The following is an 18,180-nucleotide window of genomic DNA, read 5'->3' as shown; positions in this document are numbered from 1 at the left end:
CCGGACCGGATGACCGGGCAAGCGCAATCGGCGGGTCTAAACCTTCATATTAGTTACTCGCCCTCTCAACTGACCGATGATCGGCTCCTCGCAACAGCATCGGAGTCATATCATGAGCAATATTCTGTTTCGCCGCCCGGGTCTGGCCTCGAGCGCCCTCCTTGCATTGGCTCTTGCCGTCGGCGCACCGGCGCATGCCGACGAGGCTGCCAAAACGCCCTATGACATCATCAATACGGCGACCGCGGCTTCGCCGGTCACGCCCACCGCGCTGCGCGGCAATGTGACCGTGCTCGACGGCGCCGGCGGTTCGATCGTCGCGCTCGCGGGCCCGCAGGGGCTGCTGCTCGTCGACGACGGCATCGCGGTGTCGCGCGCAAAGATCGAAGAGGTGCTGACGGGCCTGCGTCCCGGCGGCCTCAACTTCGTCATCAATACGCATTGGCACTGGGACCACACCGACGGCAACGGCTGGGCGCATGAAGATGGCGCGACGATCATCGCGCATCGCAACACCGCCGCTCACCTCGATAAGTCGATCCGCGTCGTGGAATGGGGGCACACCTTCGATCCGGTGCCTGCGGGTTACCGTCCGGCGATGCTCGTCGATGAAGAGAAGGTCATGACCTTCAATGGCGAGACCGTCGAGATCCGCCATTATATGCCCTCGCATACCGACGGCGACCTTTCGGTCTATTTCCGCAAGGCGAATGTTCTCGCGACCGGCGATACCTGGTGGAACGGCGTCTATCCGTTCATCGACTATGTCGCGGGCGGCGGCATCGACGGCATGATCCGTGCGGCTAACTGGAACATCGAGAAGTCCGGGGCGGAAACGATCGTCGTGCCTGGCCACGGCCCGGTCGGATCGCGCGCCGATCTCGTAGCCTTCCGGGACATGCTGGTCACGATCCGCAACCGCGTCGCGGCGTTGAAGGCACAGGGCAAGTCGCTCGACGAGACGATCGCTGCCAAGCCGTCGGCCGAATTCGACGCGAAATGGGGCGGCGGGGTGATCAATCCGGCGCTCTTCACCCAACTCGTCTACCGCGGCGTCTGAACCCTCTCTCCCCCCTGGGCGGCGACCGGAACCCGGTCGCCGCCTTCTTTTTTCAGGCGACGAGTGGTGCGGCGATCGCATTGATCGCCGATATTGCCGCCATGGGTTCGAGCCGAAGCTGAAGTCCGCGCTGGCCCCCATTCACATAGACATAAGGCTCGGCAAGCGCGCTCTCTTCGATCGCAGTCGACACCTGCTTGCGCTGTCCGAAAGGGCTGATGCCGCCGACATGATAGCCGGTCAGGCGCTCCGCATCTGCCGGCGCCATCATCGCAGCCGATTTGCCGCCGAGCGCGGCGGCGAGCTTTTTCATCGACACCTCGCGATCTGACGGGACGATTACGCAGACCGGCTTGCCATCGACTTTCGCCATCAACGTCTTCAGTACCCGCCGGGGCTCCTCTCCAAGCGCTTCGGCAGCCTGGACGCCGATGCGATCCGCGCCCGGATCATAGTCGTAAGTGCGGGTCTCAAAGGCGATTCCTGCCTTTTCGAGTGCCCTCGTTGCTGGCGTGGTCCGTGCCATGCCTTCTCTCCATCAATGTGCCCACCGCGTGATTGCGGTTTCTGTCGGTTGGCGCATCGGCGCCCGAACCGGGCAGCGCGGTTAGTCCAAGTCACGGTGCGGGCAAATTCGTACCTAGGTATGAATAGCGCCTCGGTCATCCGCGATGAACAATGATCGCGCATCGGCCGCGCGCGGCGCGGCGGGAAGGAGCCCGACCAATGGCGCAACCCTTTGATTTTCACGGCGCGCGCGGCAACCGCCTGTCGGGGCTTGTCGATCGTCCTGCGGCGACGCCGCGCGGATGGGCGATTTTCGCCCACTGCTTTACCTGCGGCAAGGACAGCCTCGCGGCGGTGCGGATCGCGCGTGCGCTTGCGCGGCAGGGTATCGGTGCGTTGCGGTTCGACTTTGCCGGCCTCGGCTCGAGCGAAGGCGCGTTCGGCGAGACACGCTTCGCTGATAATGCCGACGACTTGATCGCGGCGGGCGAGGCTATGGAAGCGGCAGGCATGCCGCCCGCCCTCCTCATCGGTCACAGCTTCGGAGGGGCGGCAGCACTTGCCGCCGCCGGCGCGATGCCCGGGATCAGGGCGATCGCAACGATTGCGGCGCCCGCAGAGGTCCGCCATGTGCTTCACCTCCTTGACCCGGCGAGCCTTCAGCAGATCGATGTCGAGGGACGCGCCGACGTCCTCTTGGCCGGCCGGCACTTCTCCCTCGATCGCAGCTTTGTGGCGGACGCGCGTCAGCAGGATTTGCTGCCGCGCGTCGCGACGCTGCACCGGCCGCTCCTGATTCTCCATGCCCCTCGCGACGAACTCGTCGGGATAGACAATGCTTCGGCGCTGTTCGGCGCCGCGAAGCACCCCAAGAGCTTCGTCTCGCTGGGCGAGGCAGATCATCTTCTCACCGGTCCCGGCGATGCGGAATTCGCTGCGGCCATGATTGCCGCGTGGGCGCCTCGATATTTGCCAATCCTGGAGGCCGACCTGGAAGCGCCCGACGGCGGCGGTGTTGTCGCTGAAGAAACTGTTGGTGGCAAATTTCAGCTGGCGGTGCGGAGCGGGTCGCACAACTTCTTCGCCGACGAACCGATTTCCGAAGGTGGACTAGATTCCGGGTTGGCGCCCTATGAACTGGTATCGGCAGGGCTGGCAGCCTGTACGACGATGACAATGCGTCTCTATGCCGATCGCAAGGGCTTCGGGCTTGCCAAAGCGAGGACGATCGTAACGCATGACAAGCGCAGCGGCCAAACCCCGCAAGACGTGTTCACGCGAACGATCGAGCTCGAAGGAAGTTTGTCGGAGGAGGAGCGCGAAAGGATCCTGGCGATCGCGGAGCGGTGCCCCGTAGATCTGACGCTGGTCCGCGGATCGGAAGTCGTCACATGCCTGGCCACGGGGCGATACTGACGACGCACCGACGTTCATCAGGGATGTCGGCAGACCCTCACCGGCGCCGCGTGGAGAGTATTTTCCCGCTCGGTTTGTTCCAAACTGGTCGGTCCTTCTGGCGCTCCGCAGTGGAAATTTATGGTCGAGCGATAGGCTTCGCTTTGTCGGAATTCCTCCTGCCGTGAGAGGTGAACGCCTTGTCGATTTGGGACACGCGGTCGCAAAATGCCTCGCTGAAGCTCACAAAAATTAGGGCTAAAGCACGGTATATTCACTAAGTATCGACACAATATGATTTTTTAACAACGGTTTAAGTTGGCCGAAAACATCTGCCGCCCCAGACAGCCGGTGTTTTCAGAAGCGCGCTTCAGTCCTCGCGGCCTCTCAGTAAATCAACGAAAACAGTTGGTTATCTCGAGATGGAATCGTGGCTCCGCTCAGGACATCCTCTTTCAGCCCGTCAATACCAGCCTGGGGTCGAAGGGCGAGAGCGGATGGTCGGCGTCGCTGTGGGCGAAGAATCTGTTCAACAGCTATTCTTGGTCGGTGGTCGCGAGCAATGCCATGTCGTGGTACGTTCCCCGAACCCGTCGCGCAGCTATGGGCTGAGGCTGGGCTTCGACTTCTGAGCCATCGCGGGAAGGGCGCGTGCGGCTATGCAGGACAAGTATCTGGGCACGATAATCGACTTCGCATCTCCCGCCGGGGAGCCGGCCCTGCTTGCGCCCGACAGCGTCCAGTGGCGCGTATACAAGAATCCGGTCGCGCTCGGCATCGGTGGTATAGCGGCGGTGCTGCTGGAATTTGCCGAGCCGCGCATCCGGACGGGCGTTTGGGATCATTCGACATACAAGGCCGATCCGATCGGTCGCTCGCGCCGCACCGGACTCGTCGCGATGCTTGCCTGCTACGGTCCGGCGAGCATGGCGAAAGAGGTCATCGGCAAGGTCAATCGCATGCACGGCGCGGTGAAGGGCGCGACCCCGGCCGGCGAAGAATATCGCGCGCTCGATCCAATCCTGCTCGATTGGGTCGCAGCCACCGCCTCCTACGGCTTCCTGACGGCCTATGATCGTTTCGTCCATCGGCTGAGCGCCGCGGACAAGGATCGCTTCATGCGCGACGGCGACGCGATCGGCCGCGAATTCGGCGCCCGGCGCCTGCCGCAGACGATCGATGCGTTCATGGCGATGATGGCGCAGCTTGCACCGCGCTTCGAACCGCACCCGATCATCTTCGAATTTCTCGACATCATCGAGTCCGGCCGCGCTGCACCGGGCGTGCCGCGCTTCCTGCACCGCGCGATAGCCCGCGCGTCGGTGTCGCTGCTGCCCGAGTCGGTCCGGCAGCAGCTCGATCTTGGTCCTCGCTATGATCTGACGCCGATCGACCGCCTGATGCTCCGGGCCGCGGGTCGCCTTGCCGACCGGCGCATCGACCGCAATTCGCCCGCGTGCCAGGCGAGTGTACGGCTTGGCCTGCCCCATGATTTTCTCTTTCGATCTAACGGCGAGAAAATCCGGATGCTGGCGAATCAGAAAGTGGAGCCAGGGTCCTGACCCTGGACGTTACCGGCCCGTCGTCGCGCGCTGGGGTCGGTTTTGGCGGCATCCGCCCATTGACCGGTGCGCGCGGGGCGTTCAGCTTCGCTTGCTGCGGCAACTCGATCAAGGTTTACCGATGGCGATTTCCATGCTCCGACGATCTTCCCTGCCCATCGGTACGCTGGGCACAGCGCTTTTGCTCCTTGCGCTCGCCGCCTGCGACGATGGTGCGCCGGGCGAAAAGGCCGCGGCGGTCGGCGCGCCGCGCCAGTGCCCCCGAATCGCGGACGCGCCCGTGAAGCTGCCGGGCGGCACCTTCGATATGGGCGAGGATGATGTGTATGACGAGGAAGGGCCGGTGCGGAGGACGACGGTCCGCGGCTTCTGGATCGACCCGCACGAGGTGACGAACCGCCAGTTCGCGGCGTTCGTGAAAGCGACCGGCTATGTCACGGTGGCCGAGAAGCCCGTCGATCCCAAACAGTTCAAGGCGCCCGCCGACCGGATTCCGCCCGACATGCTGAAGCCGGGATCGGCGGTCTTCACGCCCCCCGACTTTCCCTCGAACCGCTACACCGACTGGTGGAAATATGTCCCCGGCGCGAGCTGGCAAAAGCCCTATGGGCCGCAGGGTCCCGATCAGGTGCCGAACGAGCCGGTCGTCCATCTCGCGTGGGATGACATGATCGCCTATGCGAAATGGGCGGGGGGACGCATCCCGACCGAAGCCGAATGGGAATATGCCGCGAGCGCGGGGAAGCGGTCGAAGAATGTCCAGCCCGACGAGGCGAACAGCTGGCAGGGTGCCTTCCCGAACTACAATGCCGAAAGCGACGGCTTCAAGGGCGTTGCGCCCGTCGGCTGCTACAAGCCGAACGCCAACGGCCTGTACGACATGGTCGGCAATGTCTGGGAAGTGACGGCCGACTTCTTCCGTCCGGGTCACGACCCGAAGGACAGCGACGACCCGAAGGGACCCGACGAGGGCAGCGCCTATGACCCGCTCAATCCGGGGATGCCATCGCGCACGGTAAAGGGCGGCAGCTATCTATGCGCCCCAAATTATTGCCAGCGCTATCGCCCCGCCTCGCGGCAGGGGCGCGATCCCGGGATGGGCACCAGCAATGTCGGCTTCCGCCTGGTCTATGACAAGGCACCGGCCGGCTGATGCCGGGCAGCCCGGTCCGCGCGTCACTCACGATGTTGGCGAAAGGAAGGGCGATCCGAAATACCGCGCCTTTATCCCCCGTCCGCCGCGCTTGGCGGCCGCGACGGGGGAACAGGTTGTTCGTGCACGAGAAGAACAATAGGTGAACAAAATTTCTTTGTCAACTGGGCTTGATGGCCCGCGAGCCGGTTGACGGTACCCGCACTTTGCTGCCTAGCTGCAGCGAATGCGAAAGAAGGGATGAGGAATGACGCCGCAAATCAGTTTCGATCTTACGGGGCGCGTTGCGCTCGTAACCGGCGCCTCGTCGGGCCTCGGCGCCGGCTTTGCCAAGGTGCTCGCCGCGGCTGGGGCCAAGGTGGTCCTCGCGGCGCGCCGCGCCGACCGGCTCGCCGCACAGGTGGCCGAGATCGAGGCGGCCGGCGGGGAAGCGATTGCCGTCAGCCTCGACGTTACCGACGAAGCGTCGACGAAAGCGGCTTACGACGCCGCCGAAGCCGCGTTCGGCACGGTCGACACGATCATTGCCAATGCGGGCGTCGCAACCGAAAAAATGGCGTTCGGGCTGAGCGTCGAGGAGGTTGACGGGCTGTTGGCGGCGAACGTCCGCGGCGTCTTCCTGACGGTCACCGAGGGCGCAAAGCGGCTCGACGCCGCAGGCAGCCGCGACAAGCAGAACGGACGTATCGTCATCATCGGATCGATCACCGCGGAGAAGGTGTTTCCCGCGACCTCGGTCTATGGCGCGACCAAGGCGGCGGTGCGGCATCTGGGCAAGGCACTGGCGCGCGAATGGGCGCGGCGCGGGATCAGCGTCAATGTGATCCAGCCCGGCTATTTCGAATCCGAAATGACCGCCGCGCTCTTCGAGAGCGAGGTCGGGGCGCAGATGGTCAAGAGCTTCCCGCGGCAACGGATGCGGCCTCCGAGCGACCTGCATGCGCCGCTGCTGATGCTCTGCTCGGACGCGGCACTCGGGATCACCGGAACCGTGATCACCGTCGATGACGGACAGACGCTGTGAACGGCGAACTGCTGATCGAGGCGCGGGGGGCGGTCGAGATCGCGACGCTGAACCGGCCCGAACGGCTCAACGCGCTGAACGAGGGACTGGTCGACGAACTCAACGCCTACTTCGGCGGGCTCGCCGACCGTAAGGATGTGCGCGTCGTCATCCTGCGCGGTGCGGGGCGCGGCTTTTGTGCCGGGCTCGACATCCAGGAGGATCGGTCGAGCGACGAAACGCCGGTGCTGCGCACGCTCCGCACCCAGACGAACATCGGCAATATCTATCGCAAGATGCGCGCCTGTCCGCAGCCGATCATCGCGCTCGGCCACGGCGCCGCGGCAGGCGGCGGCCTGTCGCTGTTGCTCGCGTCCGACGTCCGCTATGCGACGCCCGATTTCCGCTGCAACGCCGCCTATATCCGCATCGGGCTTGGCGGTTGCGACATGGCGTCGAGCTATTTCCTGCCGCGCCTTGTCGGGGCGAGCCTCGCGTCGGAGATGATCCTGACCGGACGCTTTATCGATGCCGAGCGGGCCCTGCGCGCGGGACTCGTCAGCGAGATCGTCGGGCAGGACGAACTGCTGGATCGCGGACTGGCGCTCGCCGACGAGATGTTGGCGACAAGCCCGTACGGACTGCGGCTGTCGAAGCAGGCGCTGAACCTCAATATCGATGCGCAAAGCCTCGACACCGCGATGGCGATCGAGGATCGGCAACAGGTGATCCTTTCGGTAACCGAGGACCATCGCGAGGCGCTGGCTGCCTTCCTCGAAAAGCGCGCGCCCGAATATCGCGAACGCTAGATCGCGCCCATTGACTCCCCGATATATTGACATATCAAGTGCCAATATAAAGGCGGGGAGAGAAGCAATGGCGGTGCCTGTCCGGGCCAGAGGGGTGCCGGGTCGCAAAGGCAGGTCCGGATACGCTGCCAGTGTCGTTTCAGCTGCCCTGCTCGCGGCGGCGCCGATGGTGGTCCATGCCACTCCGGCGCCGCCGCGCCATCCCAATATCGTGATCCTGCTTGCCGACGACTGGGGGTTCAGCGACGTCGGTTCGTTCGGGGCCGAAATCGCGACCCCGAACATCGACGCGCTCGCGATGGCAGGGATGCGCTTCTCGAACTTTCACGTCGCCGGATCCTGCTCGCCGACGCGCGCGATGTTGCAGACGGGGGTGATGAATCACAGGAACGGCCTCGGCAACATGCCCGAGACGATCCCAGACGCGCATCGCGGCAAGCCCGGCTACGACACGGTGATGAATTTCCGCGTCGTCACGGTCGCGCAGCTTCTGAAAGCCGCAGGATATCGTACCTACCTGACCGGAAAATGGCATCTCGGCAGCGACGCGAAGCGGTTGCCGCACGCGCGCGGCTATGACCGCGCCTACAGCCTCGCCGATGCCGGCGCCGACAATTTCGAACAGCGGCCGATCGAGGGTATGTACGCGACCGCGGCGTGGACCGAAAATGGCAAGCCCGCGACTTTGCCCAGGGATTATTATTCGTCGCGCTTCGTCGTCCAGAAGATGATCGATTATATCGAGGCCGACCGGGCAAGCGGCAAACCCTTCCTCGCCTCGGTCAATTTCCTCGCCAATCATATTCCGGTGCAGGCGCCCGACAGCGACATCGCGCGCTATGCCGCGATGTACAAGGAGGGCTGGACCGCACTGCGCGAGGCGCGGGCGAAGCGCGCCGCGGCGCTCGGCATCATGCCACAGGGTGCGCCGATGGTGACGATGGCGACCACGCCCGACTGGGCGACGCAGGACGCCGAGGAACGCGCGGCGGCGATCCGCGTGATGCAGGCTTATGGCGGGATGGCGACCGCGATGGACCGCGAGATCGGCCGTCTCGTCGCGCATCTCAAGGCCACCGGCGATTATGAGAATACGATTTTCGTATTCCTGTCCGACAATGGCCCCGAACCGACCGATCCGTTCAACCGGACGATCAACCGGCTGTTCCTCAACAGCAAATATGACACCTCGACCGCGAATATCGGCCGGCGCGGCAGTTTCAGCGCGATCGGGCCCGGATGGGCAAGCGCGTCGGCCTCGCCGCTGTCGGGTTACAAGTTCACCGCGTCAGAGGGCGGGCTGCGCGTTCCGCTGATCATCGCCTGGCCGGGGCACGCGCAAATCCGCGCCGGGACGATCAACGACGGCTTCGCCCACGTCACCGACATATTGCCGACCTTGCTCGACCTCGCGGGGGTCACGGGGCAACAGGGGCGATGGCAAGGCCGGCCGGTCGAGAGCATCGTCGGACGCAGCCTCGCGCCGATGCTGGCGGGCACCGAGGGCAGCGTCCATGGCGACACGCCGCTTGGCTACGAATTGTCGGGCAATGCCGCACTGTTTCGCGGCGACTACAAGCTGGTGCGCAACCTCGCGCCGACCGGGGACGGAATGTGGCGATTGTTCAATCTCAAGGCCGATCCCGGCGAGACGAACGACCTGTCGGCGGCGATGCCTAACCGCTTCGCCGCGATGCGCGCCGACTATGCCAACTATGCCAAGGCGAACGGCGTGCTGGAGATGCCCGCGGGCTATACCGCCGACGAGCAGATCAACCGCTATGCGTTCGAACGGCAGGGCAAGCCGCGCCTCATTCGCTTTGCGACATGGGCGGGCGGGATCATTGTGCTGCTCGCTGCATTGTTGTGGTGGCGGCGCCGGCGGCGGCGTGTCTAGGGTCCTGACCCTAGGCCAGGCTCGCGACCAGCGCTTCGACCGTCCGCTCGACCACTGCGCTCGCATCCTCGACCGAGAGTGCCTGGTCCTGCCGGATCGCGCGCCAGCTCTGGAACGACAGCGCCGAGCACAAAGCCTCGACGAAATAGCGATCGCCACTCACCTCGGCGGGCAGCAGGCGCAGCACGAACTCGCGCTCCAGCGCCACCACCTGCCCATATTGCGCCATCAGATAGGGCGATTGGTAGCGTTTGATGTTTGCGGCGAGGCGGAAGGGCAGCATCAACTCGAACACCCGCGCGCGCCGCCGCGTCAGATCGCGCAGCTTGGCGCGCCAGTCATCGCCGCGATGGGGTTCGCTGATGATCGGCCAGATGCGCTCGCCGACGATCTTCGAAATCTCGCGATAGAGCGCGTCCATATCGTCGAAGTGACGGAAAACGGTGCGCAGGCCGACGCCCGCCTCTTCGGCGACGCGCGCCGCGCTGGGGGTCAGGTCGCCGCTTTCGATGAGCGCCATCATCGCGGCGACGATCCGCTTGTGGTTAGACCGGCCGCGCTCGCGCCGGCCATCGACGCGCGGTTCGGCCGCGCCGACGATCCGTTCGATTTTGGTCCTGTCCCCCATGCCTCCTCCGCTGGACCAGCTTGAACAGCGGGTCAATGGCCGTGTTTAACCATCTTGCACGTCCATCAATATAGTGACACATATAGTGCCATAATATTCTGAACAAGACCAGCGGGTGGGAGATGGACGGACAGGGGCTGCTCTTCGCGGCGATTTGGGGCGGCGCCTTGCTGCTTTGGCTTGCTTTTCTGGCCTTCTATGATGGCCTGCGCCGTCCGTTGCGGCGCGATGAGATCGACGCGTTCCTCGCCGCGCTCGGCCCGCGCATGGACGAAACCGGCAACGACAGCGCGCGATTGCGTGCCTTCCTCGAGGCGGACGACGGACGCGAGTTCGTGATGCTCAATCTTGTGCGCACCCGCCCCGGCCCGGTCACCGATCCCGCCAGCGGCGAGACGCGCGAGGGTAGCGAGTGGCTGCGGCGCTATTCGGACCCCTTCGTGCGCGGCCTCATCGCGCGCGGCGGACACCCGCTGTTCGTCGGGCGCAAGGTCGGCGGCTATATCGACGCGTGGAACGCCGGCGAAGACCCGGGCTGGTCGCTGGTCGGCACGATGCGATACCGCAGCCGCCGCGATCTCGTGCGCATGGCCAGCGATCCCGCGTTTCGCGCGGTGCATCCGAATAAATCGCTGGGGATCGAGAGCACATTCTCCTTCCCGACCCAGCGGCAGGTTGCTTTCTACGCCAGCCCGCGCGTGACGATGTTTCTGGCGCTGATGCTTGCGGCCGCGCTGCTGCACATCGCGGTTCTGACGTTCGGTTGGGGAGGGACGGCATGAAGAAAAGATGGCTGGCGCTCGGGCTGGTCGCGCTGGTCGGCGCGGGCGGCTATTGGACATTTCAGGAGAATAAATACCGTCTCCCCGGCCTTTTGCAGGACTGGCGCGATCCGGTGCAGGACAATCGTCCGGTCGTCTGGCAGCAGGGACCGAAGGCCGCGCCCGCGGGCACGCGGCCACCCAACATCGTCCTGATTGTCGTCGACGACATGGGCTGGAACGACATCAGCCTCAACGGCGGCGGGGTCGCCGGCGGCATCGTCAAGACGCCGAACATCGACGCGATCGCGCGGCAGGGCATGAACTTCACCACCGCCTATGCCGCGAACGCAACCTGTTCGCCGTCGCGCGCGGCGATGATGACGGGGCGCTATGCGACGCGCTTCGGCTTCGAATATACCGCCGTCCCCGTGCAATTCTCGGAGAACCTCGCCCATGGCGACGGCGTCGGACCGCTGAAGGCGGTGTTCCACAAGGAGCTGATTACCCCCGACATTCCCGACTATCCCGACATGGGCGTCCCCGCCAGCGAAGTGACGATCGCCGAGGCGGTCAAGGCGGCGGGCTATCATACGATCCATATCGGCAAATGGCACCTTGGCGAGGCGCCGAGGCTGCAGCCGCAGCGCCAAGGCTTCGACGAGAGTCTGGCTGTGCTGGGCGGTGCGGCGAAATTCCTGCCCGACGACGACCCCGACACCGTCAACGCAAAGCTGCCGTGGGATCCCATCGACCGCTTTATCTGGGCGAACCTCCGCCACGCGGTGACCTTCAACGGCAGCAAGCGCTTTCACCCGAAGGGGCACATGACCGACTATTTCGCCGAAGAAGCGATCGCCGCAATCGAAGCGAACAAGAACCGGCCCTTCTTCATGTATCTGGCGTTCAACGCGCCGCACACGCCGCTGCAGGCGACGAAAGAGGATTATGCGAAGCTGCCGCAGATCAAGGATCACAAGACGCGCGTCTATGGCGCGATGATCGCACAGCTCGACCGGCGGATCGGCGACGTGATGACGAAGCTGAAGGCGGCGGGGATCGACGACAATACGCTCGTCATCTTCACCAGCGACAATGGCGGCGCCTGGTACAACGGCATCCCGAACCTCAACGCACCATATCGCGGGTGGAAGGCGACCTTCTTCGAGGGTGGCATCCGCACCCCGTTCTTCATGCGCTGGCCTGCGAAGATCGCGCCGGGATCGACGCGCGCCGACATGACGGGGCACATCGACATCTTTTCGACCATCGCCGCGGCGGCGGGCGCGAAGGTGCCGACCGACCGCGTGGTCGACAGCGAGAATATCCTTGGCGGTCCGGCGAAGCGGGCGGCGCTGTTCTGGCGCTCGGGCGATTATCGCGCGGTGCGGATGGGGGACTGGAAGTTGCAGGTGACCAAGCGGCCCGAAAAGGTGCGGCTCTATAATCTCGCCGCCGATCCGACCGAGCGGCAGGACCTTGCAGCCAGCGATCCCGCGCGCGTCGCGCGGCTTCGCGCGATGCTGGAGGCGCAGAACAGGGGGATGGCGAAGCCGATCTGGCCGGGGCTCATCGAGGGGCCGGTGCGCATCGACGTGCCGCTCAACGCGCCGTGGAAGGACGGCCAGGACTATATCTACTGGACGAACTGATCGCGGATGAAGGCCGCGACCAGCGGCGCGTCTGCCGATGGCGGATTGCCCGCCGGCCGGTCGATCAGGAGCGCGTCGTCCTTTGCCAGGTGGATCGTATCGGCGCCGACGGTGACCCGGGCGGTGCCGGTCGCCAACAGCAGCAGCCTGTCCGCCGCCCTCGCGCATGACCATCGTTCGAGGATTGCCGAAGCCCTCCCGCGCCGCGTCATGATGTTGAGCGCGGAGCATGAGCCGCCAAGCGGCTCGGCGCCGACGCTGTCTTCGCCGCCGAACAACAAGGCCGGTGAGCCGGGGCGGAGCCGTTGCTCACCCCGGTCCCCGACCTCGATCCGCAAGTCACCGCGAAGCAGCAGGAAGGCGCGATCGACGCCCGGAAAGACCGAGAAGGGTCCCGCTTTCTCTATCGTCGCGATGCTCGCGCGCCACAGGAAATCGGCGTCGCCCGCGCCATCCGGAAAGACCGCGATGTCGCGCGTGACCCCGCCGCCATTCTTCCACGGCCGCGCGATGCGGTCGTTCGCGCGCAGGAGCCGGACGCCCGTCATCAGAGGATGCCGGGGAGATCCAGACCCTTCTCGCGCGCGCAATCGAGCGCGATGTCATAGCCAGCGTCGGCGTGGCGCATGACCCCGGTGCCGGGATCGTTCCACAGCACGCGTTCGAGCCGCTTGGCCGCTTCGGGGGTGCCGTCGGCCACGATCACCATGCCCGAGTGCTGCGAATAGCCCATGCCGACGCCGCCGCCATGGTGGAGCGACACCCAGGTCGCGCCGCTGGCCGTGTTGAGCAGCGCGTTGAGAAGAGGCCAGTCGCTCACCGCGTCGGATCCGTCGCGCATCGCCTCGGTCTCGCGGTTGGGGCTCGCGACCGATCCTGAATCCAGATGGTCGCGGCCGATCACCACCGGTGCGCTCAGTTCGCCCGACGCGACCATCTCGTTGAACGCTAGGCCGAGCCGGTGACGGTCGCCGAGCCCGACCCAGCAGATGCGCGCGGGCAGGCCCTGGAACTTGATCTTCTCGCGCGCCATGTCGAGCCAGTTGTGGAGGTGGGCGTTGTCGGGCAGCAGTTCCTTCACCCTGGCGTCGGTCTTGTAGATATCTTCCGGATCGCCCGACAGCGCCGCCCAGCGGAAGGGGCCGATGCCACGACAAAAGAGCGGGCGGACATAGGCGGGGACGAAGCCGGGGAAGTCGAACGCATTCTCGACGCCCTCGTCCTTCGCCATCTGGCGGATGTTGTTGCCATAGTCGGTTGTTGGAACCCCGGCCGCTTGCAGGTCGAGCATCGCCTGCACATGCACCGCCATCGAAGCCTTCGCGGCCTTGGCGACCGCGGCCGGATCGCTCTCGCGTTTTGAAAACCACTCGTCGAGGGTCCAGCCGGCGGGAAGGTAGCCGTTGACCGGATCGTGCGCCGAGGTCTGGTCGGTGAGCAAATCGGGGCGGATGCCGCGGCGGACCATCTCGGGCAGAATTTCGGCGGCGTTGCCGAGCAGGCCGACCGAGATGGGCTTACCCTCTGCGTGAGATGTCTCGATAATCGCGATGGCTTCGTCGATGCTGCCCGCCTGCTTGTCGAGGTAGCCGGTGCGCAGGCGCATTTCGATGCGGCTCGGCTGACATTCGATCGCGAGACACGAAGCGCCCGCCATCACCGCGGCGAGCGGCTGCGCGCCGCCCATGCCGCCGAGACCTGCGGTGAGCAGCCAGCGGCCCGCAAGGCTGCCGCCATAATGCTGGCGGCCCATTTCGACGAAGGTTTCGTAGGTGCCCTGCACGATGCCCTGGCTGCCGATATAGATCCAGCTGCCTGCGGTCATCTGGCCGTACATCATCAGGCCCTTTTTATCGAGCTCGTGGAAATGCTCCCAATTCGCCCATTCGGGAACGAGGTTCGAATTGGCGAGCAGCACGCGGGGCGCATTCTCGTGGGTACGAAACACCCCGACCGGCTTGCCCGACTGGATCAGCAGGGTTTCATCGCCCTCGAGCCGCTTCAGCGTCTCGACGATCTTGTCATAGCTTTCCCAGTCGCGCGCGGCGCGGCCGATGCCGCCATAGACGACGAGTTCGTGCGGCGCCTCGGCGACGTCGGGGTGGAGGTTGTTCATCAGCATCCGCATCGGCGCTTCGGTGAGCCAGCTTTTCGCGCTGATTTCGGGGCCGGTCGCGGGGCGGATCACGCGGCTGTTGTCGAGGCGGGTCATGAATGTCCTTTCGCAAAGTCGAGGGTCGCGGCGATCACCTGCTCCAGCACGGGCCGGATCGCGGGATTGGGGTCGAGGGGGGAAGGCCAATTGGCGTGGGTGATCGCGTCGGGCTCGGCCATATAGCCGCGCTGCGCGAGTTCCATCTGGATCGCGTGGATGCCGTCGTCGGGACGGCCATAGTGGCGCGTCGTCCAGCCGCCCTTGAAGCGGCCGTTCACGACATGGCTGTGGCCGCTCGCGGCGCAGATGTTCGCGACGATCGTTTCGAGCTCGGGCGCGCAGGTCGCGCCGCGGTTCGTCCCGATGTTGAACTGCGGCAGTTCGCCGTCGAACAGGCGCGGGACATGGCTGCGGATCGAATGGGCATCGTAGAGGACGACCTTGCCGTGCACGACCCGCAGGCGGTCGAGTTCGGCGGCCAGCCTATCATGATAGGGTCGGTGGTAAGAGTTCAGCCGCTGCATGATCTCGGCCTCATCTGGCGCGTCGAAGCGATAGAGCGGTTCGCCGTCGAAGGTTGTCGTCGGACATAGCTCGGTCGTCGCCTGCCCCGGATAGAGCGAGGCACCCGACGGATCGCGGTTCATGTCGATCACGCTGCGCGAAATATCGGTGGCGACCAGCGTGGCGCCGAGATCGGCGGCGAAGGCGTAGAGGTCGGCGATCCACCAGTCGGTGTCGATCTGCGCGTGCCAGGGCGAGACGAATTGCTCGTCGAGACCGGCAAGGTCGGTGCCGCCGTGCGGGAAGGCGATGACGAGCGGCGCGTCGCCGCGCTGGACGCGCAGCCAGTCCATCAGCCGACGCCCGGCAGGCCGGCGGGCACCGCGGCGACGAGGCTGCCGGTGCGGATCAACGCGGTCGCGGCTTCCATGTCGGGGTGGAAATGCCGGTCGTCCTCCAGCGTCGGAACGACGGCGCGCAAATGCTTATGTGCGGCTTCAAGTGCATCGCTCGATTGAAGCGGTGCGTGGAAGTCGATGCCCTGGCAAGCCGCGAGCAGTTCGATGCCGATCACCGCGCTGGCATTATCGGCCATGTCGAGCAGGCGCCGCGCGCCGTGTGCGGCCATCGACACATGGTCTTCTTGGTTCGCCGAGGTCGGGATCGAATCGACGCTGGCGGGATAGGCCCGCTGCTTGTTCTCGCTGACGAGTGCGGCGGCGGTGACTTGCGGGATCATGAAGCCCGAGTTGAGGCCGGGGCGCGGGGTCAGGAAGGCAGGGAGGCCCGACAGCGCGGGGTCGACGAGCATTGCGATGCGGCGCTCGGAGATAGAGCCGATCTCGCACAGCGCCATCGCGATCATGTCGGCGGCGAAGGCGACGGGCTCGGCGTGGAAATTGCCGCCCGAGAGCGCCTCGTCGGTGTCGGCGAAGATCAGCGGATTGTCGGAAACGCCGTTCGCCTCGATGCCGAGCGTTGTCCCCGCTTGCCGCAGCAGGTCGAGCACCGCACCCATCACCTGCGGCTGGCAGCGCAGACAATAAGGGTCCTGCACGCGCGGATCGCCCTCCGCGTGCGAGGCGCGGATCGCCGATCCCGCCATCAGGGTGCGCAGCGCGTCACCGACCTCGCGCTGCCCGGCATGGCCGCGCAGCGCATGGATTCGCGCATCGAACGGCGCGTCGGAGCCCTTTGCGGCCTCGGTCGAGAGCGCGCCGGCGATGAGCGCCGAACGGAAGACCGTCTCGGCGCGAAACAGGCCGGCGAGGGCGTTGGCGGTCGAAAATTGCGTGCCGTTGAGCAGCGCGAGGCCTTCCTTGGGGCCGAGGTCGAGCGGAGCGAGCCCCGCCCGCGCGAGTGCATCGGCAGCAGGCAACGTCTTTCCGCCGACCTCGATTTCGCCGACGCCGATCATCGCCGCGGCCATATGCGACAGCGGCGCGAGGTCGCCGCTTGCCCCGACCGAACCCTGCGAGGGAACGACCGGCGTCAGCCCCTTGGCGAGCATCGCCTCCAGCATTGCAACCGTCTCACGCTTTACGCCCGAGGCGCCCATACCGAAGCTCGCGAGCTTCAGCGCCATCATCAGCCGGACGATTTTCGCGGGTGACAGCGCGCCGGTACCCGCTGCGTGGCTGAGCACGATATTGCGCTGGAGCGTCGCCAGATCGTCTTCGGCGATCCGCACGCTGGCGAGCTTTCCGAAGCCGGTGTTGATGCCATAGACGGGGGCGCCCTTGGCGACGATCCGCGCGACCGCGGCGGCGCTGGCGTCGATTGCCTGCCAGGCCGCCGCATCGAGCGCGACGCTCGCACCCTCGTAGATTGCGCGCCAGTCCACCAGCGTCATGGCGCCGGGGGTGATTATGACCTTGCTCATAGTCCCATCCAGATTCGTTGGTGCAGCGGGTTGAAGCCGATCCGGCCGACAAGGTCGGCGGGCCGTTCGATGTCCCAGATCGCGAGGTCGCAATGCTTGCCGACCTCTAGCGTGCCAACCATCTCCTGCATCCCCAGCGCTTGCGCCGCGTGGCGCGTCACGCCGAGCAGGCATTCGTCGACGGTCAGCCCGAACTGCACCGCCGCCATGTTCATCGTCAGCAGGATCGAGGTCAGTGGCGAGGTGCCGGGGTTGCAGTCGGTCGCCAGCGCGATCGGTACGCCCGCGGCGCGAAGCGCGGCGACGGGCGGCTGCTTGGTTTCGCGAAGGAAGTAGAAAGCGCCGGGCAGCAGCGTCGCGACCGTCCCGGCTTCGGCCATCGCGGCGATGCCCGCGTCGTCGAGATATTCGAGATGGTCCGCCGACAGCGCGTGATGGCGCGCGGCCAGCGCGGCACCATGCTGGTTCGACAACTGCTCGGCATGGAGTTTCACCGGAAGGCCATGCTTCTTCGCGGCCGCAAACACCCGCTCGGTCTGCGCCGGGGTGAAGCCGATATTCTCGCAAAAGGCGTCGACCGCGTCAGCGAGCCCTGCGGCCGCAATCTCCGGCAACATCGTTTCGGTGACGAGTCCGATATAGCCGTCCGCGTCGCCCGCATATTCGCCCGGCAGCGCATGCGCGCCGAGGAAGGTCGTGCGCACCGTCACCGGTCTTACCTCGCCGAGGATACGCGCGGCGCGGAGCATCTTCGCCTCGTCGTCGACCGACAGGCCGTATCCCGACTTGATCTCGATCGTCGTGACGCCCTCGGCGATCAGCGCATCGAGGCGGGGGAGGGCGCTTGCGACAAGTTCGGCCTCGCTCGCGGCGCGCGTTGCGTGGACGGTCGACACGATACCGCCGCCCGCACGGGCGATCTCTTCGTAGGATGCGCCTCGCTGGCGCATCTCGAACTCGCCGATGCGGTCGCCGGCGAATACCAGATGCGTGTGCGGATCGATCAGCCCGGGGGTGATCCAACGGCCTTCGCAATCGATCGTCTCGCGCGCCGCCGGCGCATCGACCATCGACCCGGCATAGGTGATCGTCCCTGCCGCCATACCGACCGCACCATGCTCGATGACGCCGAGGCCGGGCACGCCACCTTGCATCGTCGCGAGCCGGGCGTTGGTCCAGAGCCTTTCGCACTTCATGCCAGCCTCTCCTGCT

At 65.6% G+C, this 18,180-nt stretch carries 16 protein-coding genes; 9 read left to right on the top strand and 7 right to left on the bottom strand.

The features are described from left to right. Positions 1-112: 112 nt before the first annotated feature. The gene (locus tag ATE64_RS12785) at positions 113-1,060 is read left to right on the top strand and encodes an MBL fold metallo-hydrolase (RefSeq protein WP_058457088.1); all 948 of its coding nucleotides are present in this window, start codon (positions 113-115) and stop codon (positions 1,058-1,060) included. A 52-nt stretch (positions 1,061-1,112) separates the two neighbouring features. Here the strand turns inward: ATE64_RS12785 and ybaK are convergent, their stop codons facing one another. Next, entirely contained in the window at positions 1,113-1,586 is a 474-nt protein-coding gene (gene ybaK / locus ATE64_RS12780; RefSeq protein ID WP_058457089.1) for a Cys-tRNA(Pro) deacylase, read from the bottom strand. A gap of 152 nt (positions 1,587-1,738) precedes the next feature. On the opposite strand from ybaK, the gene ATE64_RS12775 reads away from it, so the two are divergent. From ATE64_RS12775 to ATE64_RS12750, 6 genes are all read left to right on the top strand, one after another. Next, positions 1,739-2,983, top strand: a complete 1,245-nt coding sequence (locus ATE64_RS12775) for an alpha/beta fold hydrolase (RefSeq protein WP_331458619.1) — start codon at positions 1,739-1,741, stop codon at positions 2,981-2,983. A gap of 638 nt (positions 2,984-3,621) precedes the next feature. After that, positions 3,622-4,524 (top strand): oxygenase MpaB family protein, encoded by a 903-nt coding sequence (locus ATE64_RS12770; protein WP_058457091.1) that lies wholly within the window; start codon positions 3,622-3,624, stop codon positions 4,522-4,524. A 133-nt stretch (positions 4,525-4,657) separates the two neighbouring features. Then, entirely contained in the window at positions 4,658-5,677 is a 1,020-nt protein-coding gene (locus ATE64_RS12765) for a formylglycine-generating enzyme family protein (protein ID WP_058800157.1), read from the top strand. A gap of 247 nt (positions 5,678-5,924) precedes the next feature. Next, positions 5,925-6,701, top strand: coding sequence for an SDR family NAD(P)-dependent oxidoreductase (locus tag ATE64_RS12760; protein ID WP_058457093.1), 777 nt, complete (start codon positions 5,925-5,927; stop codon positions 6,699-6,701). Beyond that, positions 6,698-7,489, top strand: coding sequence for an enoyl-CoA hydratase-related protein (locus ATE64_RS12755; protein ID WP_058457094.1), 792 nt, complete (start codon positions 6,698-6,700; stop codon positions 7,487-7,489). The genes ATE64_RS12760 and ATE64_RS12755 overlap by 4 nt, the downstream gene beginning before the upstream one ends. A gap of 67 nt (positions 7,490-7,556) precedes the next feature. After that, positions 7,557-9,386, top strand: a complete 1,830-nt coding sequence (locus tag ATE64_RS12750; protein ID WP_058457095.1) for an arylsulfatase — start codon at positions 7,557-7,559, stop codon at positions 9,384-9,386. Between the two features lie 10 nt (positions 9,387-9,396). Here ATE64_RS12750 and ATE64_RS12745 read toward each other — a convergent pair whose 3' ends face one another. Further along, positions 9,397-10,014, bottom strand: coding sequence for a TetR/AcrR family transcriptional regulator (locus ATE64_RS12745; protein ID WP_058457096.1), 618 nt, complete (start codon positions 10,012-10,014; stop codon positions 9,397-9,399). Positions 10,015-10,136: 122 nt separating this feature from the next. On the opposite strand from ATE64_RS12745, the gene ATE64_RS12740 reads away from it, so the two are divergent. Next, positions 10,137-10,796: a hypothetical protein gene (locus ATE64_RS12740; RefSeq protein ID WP_058457097.1), complete on the top strand. Its 660-nt coding sequence runs from the start codon at positions 10,137-10,139 to the stop codon at positions 10,794-10,796. Beyond that, entirely contained in the window at positions 10,793-12,427 is a 1,635-nt protein-coding gene (locus tag ATE64_RS12735; RefSeq protein WP_058457098.1) for a sulfatase-like hydrolase/transferase, read from the top strand. The genes ATE64_RS12740 and ATE64_RS12735 overlap by 4 nt, the downstream gene beginning before the upstream one ends. Here the strand turns inward: ATE64_RS12735 and ATE64_RS12730 are convergent. From ATE64_RS12730 to hutI, 5 genes are read right to left on the bottom strand one after another with little or no spacing between them, the layout of a single operon-like run. Then, positions 12,412-12,975: a HutD family protein gene (locus ATE64_RS12730; RefSeq protein ID WP_058457099.1), complete on the bottom strand. Its 564-nt coding sequence runs from the start codon at positions 12,973-12,975 to the stop codon at positions 12,412-12,414. The genes ATE64_RS12735 and ATE64_RS12730 overlap by 16 nt on opposite strands. Next, positions 12,975-14,639, bottom strand: a complete 1,665-nt coding sequence (gene hutU / locus ATE64_RS12725; protein ID WP_058457100.1) for a urocanate hydratase — start codon at positions 14,637-14,639, stop codon at positions 12,975-12,977. The genes ATE64_RS12730 and hutU overlap by 1 nt, the downstream gene beginning before the upstream one ends. Beyond that, positions 14,636-15,439, bottom strand: a complete 804-nt coding sequence (gene hutG / locus ATE64_RS12720; protein WP_058457101.1) for an N-formylglutamate deformylase — start codon at positions 15,437-15,439, stop codon at positions 14,636-14,638. The genes hutU and hutG overlap by 4 nt, the downstream gene beginning before the upstream one ends. Then, the gene (hutH, locus tag ATE64_RS12715) at positions 15,439-16,968 is read right to left on the bottom strand and encodes a histidine ammonia-lyase (RefSeq protein ID WP_058457102.1); all 1,530 of its coding nucleotides are present in this window, start codon (positions 16,966-16,968) and stop codon (positions 15,439-15,441) included. The genes hutG and hutH overlap by 1 nt, the downstream gene beginning before the upstream one ends. Further along, the gene (gene hutI / locus ATE64_RS12710) at positions 16,965-18,164 is read right to left on the bottom strand and encodes an imidazolonepropionase (RefSeq protein ID WP_058457103.1); all 1,200 of its coding nucleotides are present in this window, start codon (positions 18,162-18,164) and stop codon (positions 16,965-16,967) included. The genes hutH and hutI overlap by 4 nt, the downstream gene beginning before the upstream one ends. Positions 18,165-18,180: the final 16 nt, after the last annotated feature.

The organism is Sphingopyxis sp. H073 (genome assembly GCF_001468395.1).
In the GTDB taxonomy this organism is placed as follows: domain Bacteria; phylum Pseudomonadota; class Alphaproteobacteria; order Sphingomonadales; family Sphingomonadaceae; genus Sphingopyxis.
The sequence above is the reverse complement of the archived record's forward strand: the minus strand, read 5'-3'. Positions and strand labels throughout refer to the sequence as shown.

What these genes read in the sequence shown, in the direction of transcription:
- ATE64_RS12730 (WP_058457099.1), bottom strand. Translation starts at nt 12,975, where the DNA reads ATGACGGGCGTCCGGCTCCTGCGCGCGAACGACCGCATCGCGCGGCCG.
- hutU (WP_058457100.1), bottom strand. Translation starts at nt 14,639, where the DNA reads ATGACCCGCCTCGACAACAGCCGCGTGATCCGCCCCGCGACCGGCCCC.
- ATE64_RS12770 (WP_058457091.1), top strand. Translation starts at nt 3,622, where the DNA reads ATGCAGGACAAGTATCTGGGCACGATAATCGACTTCGCATCTCCCGCC.
- ATE64_RS12760 (WP_058457093.1), top strand. Translation starts at nt 5,925, where the DNA reads ATGACGCCGCAAATCAGTTTCGATCTTACGGGGCGCGTTGCGCTCGTA.
- ATE64_RS12775 (WP_331458619.1), top strand. Translation starts at nt 1,739, where the DNA reads ATGATCGCGCATCGGCCGCGCGCGGCGCGGCGGGAAGGAGCCCGACCA.
- hutG (WP_058457101.1), bottom strand. Translation starts at nt 15,439, where the DNA reads ATGGACTGGCTGCGCGTCCAGCGCGGCGACGCGCCGCTCGTCATCGCC.
- ATE64_RS12745 (WP_058457096.1), bottom strand. Translation starts at nt 10,014, where the DNA reads ATGGGGGACAGGACCAAAATCGAACGGATCGTCGGCGCGGCCGAACCG.
- ATE64_RS12740 (WP_058457097.1), top strand. Translation starts at nt 10,137, where the DNA reads ATGGACGGACAGGGGCTGCTCTTCGCGGCGATTTGGGGCGGCGCCTTG.
- hutH (WP_058457102.1), bottom strand. Translation starts at nt 16,968, where the DNA reads ATGAGCAAGGTCATAATCACCCCCGGCGCCATGACGCTGGTGGACTGG.
- ATE64_RS12735 (WP_058457098.1), top strand. Translation starts at nt 10,793, where the DNA reads ATGAAGAAAAGATGGCTGGCGCTCGGGCTGGTCGCGCTGGTCGGCGCG.
- ATE64_RS12765 (WP_058800157.1), top strand. Translation starts at nt 4,658, where the DNA reads ATGCTCCGACGATCTTCCCTGCCCATCGGTACGCTGGGCACAGCGCTT.
- ATE64_RS12750 (WP_058457095.1), top strand. Translation starts at nt 7,557, where the DNA reads ATGGCGGTGCCTGTCCGGGCCAGAGGGGTGCCGGGTCGCAAAGGCAGG.
- ATE64_RS12785 (WP_058457088.1), top strand. Translation starts at nt 113, where the DNA reads ATGAGCAATATTCTGTTTCGCCGCCCGGGTCTGGCCTCGAGCGCCCTC.
- ybaK (WP_058457089.1), bottom strand. Translation starts at nt 1,586, where the DNA reads ATGGCACGGACCACGCCAGCAACGAGGGCACTCGAAAAGGCAGGAATC.
- hutI (WP_058457103.1), bottom strand. Translation starts at nt 18,164, where the DNA reads ATGAAGTGCGAAAGGCTCTGGACCAACGCCCGGCTCGCGACGATGCAA.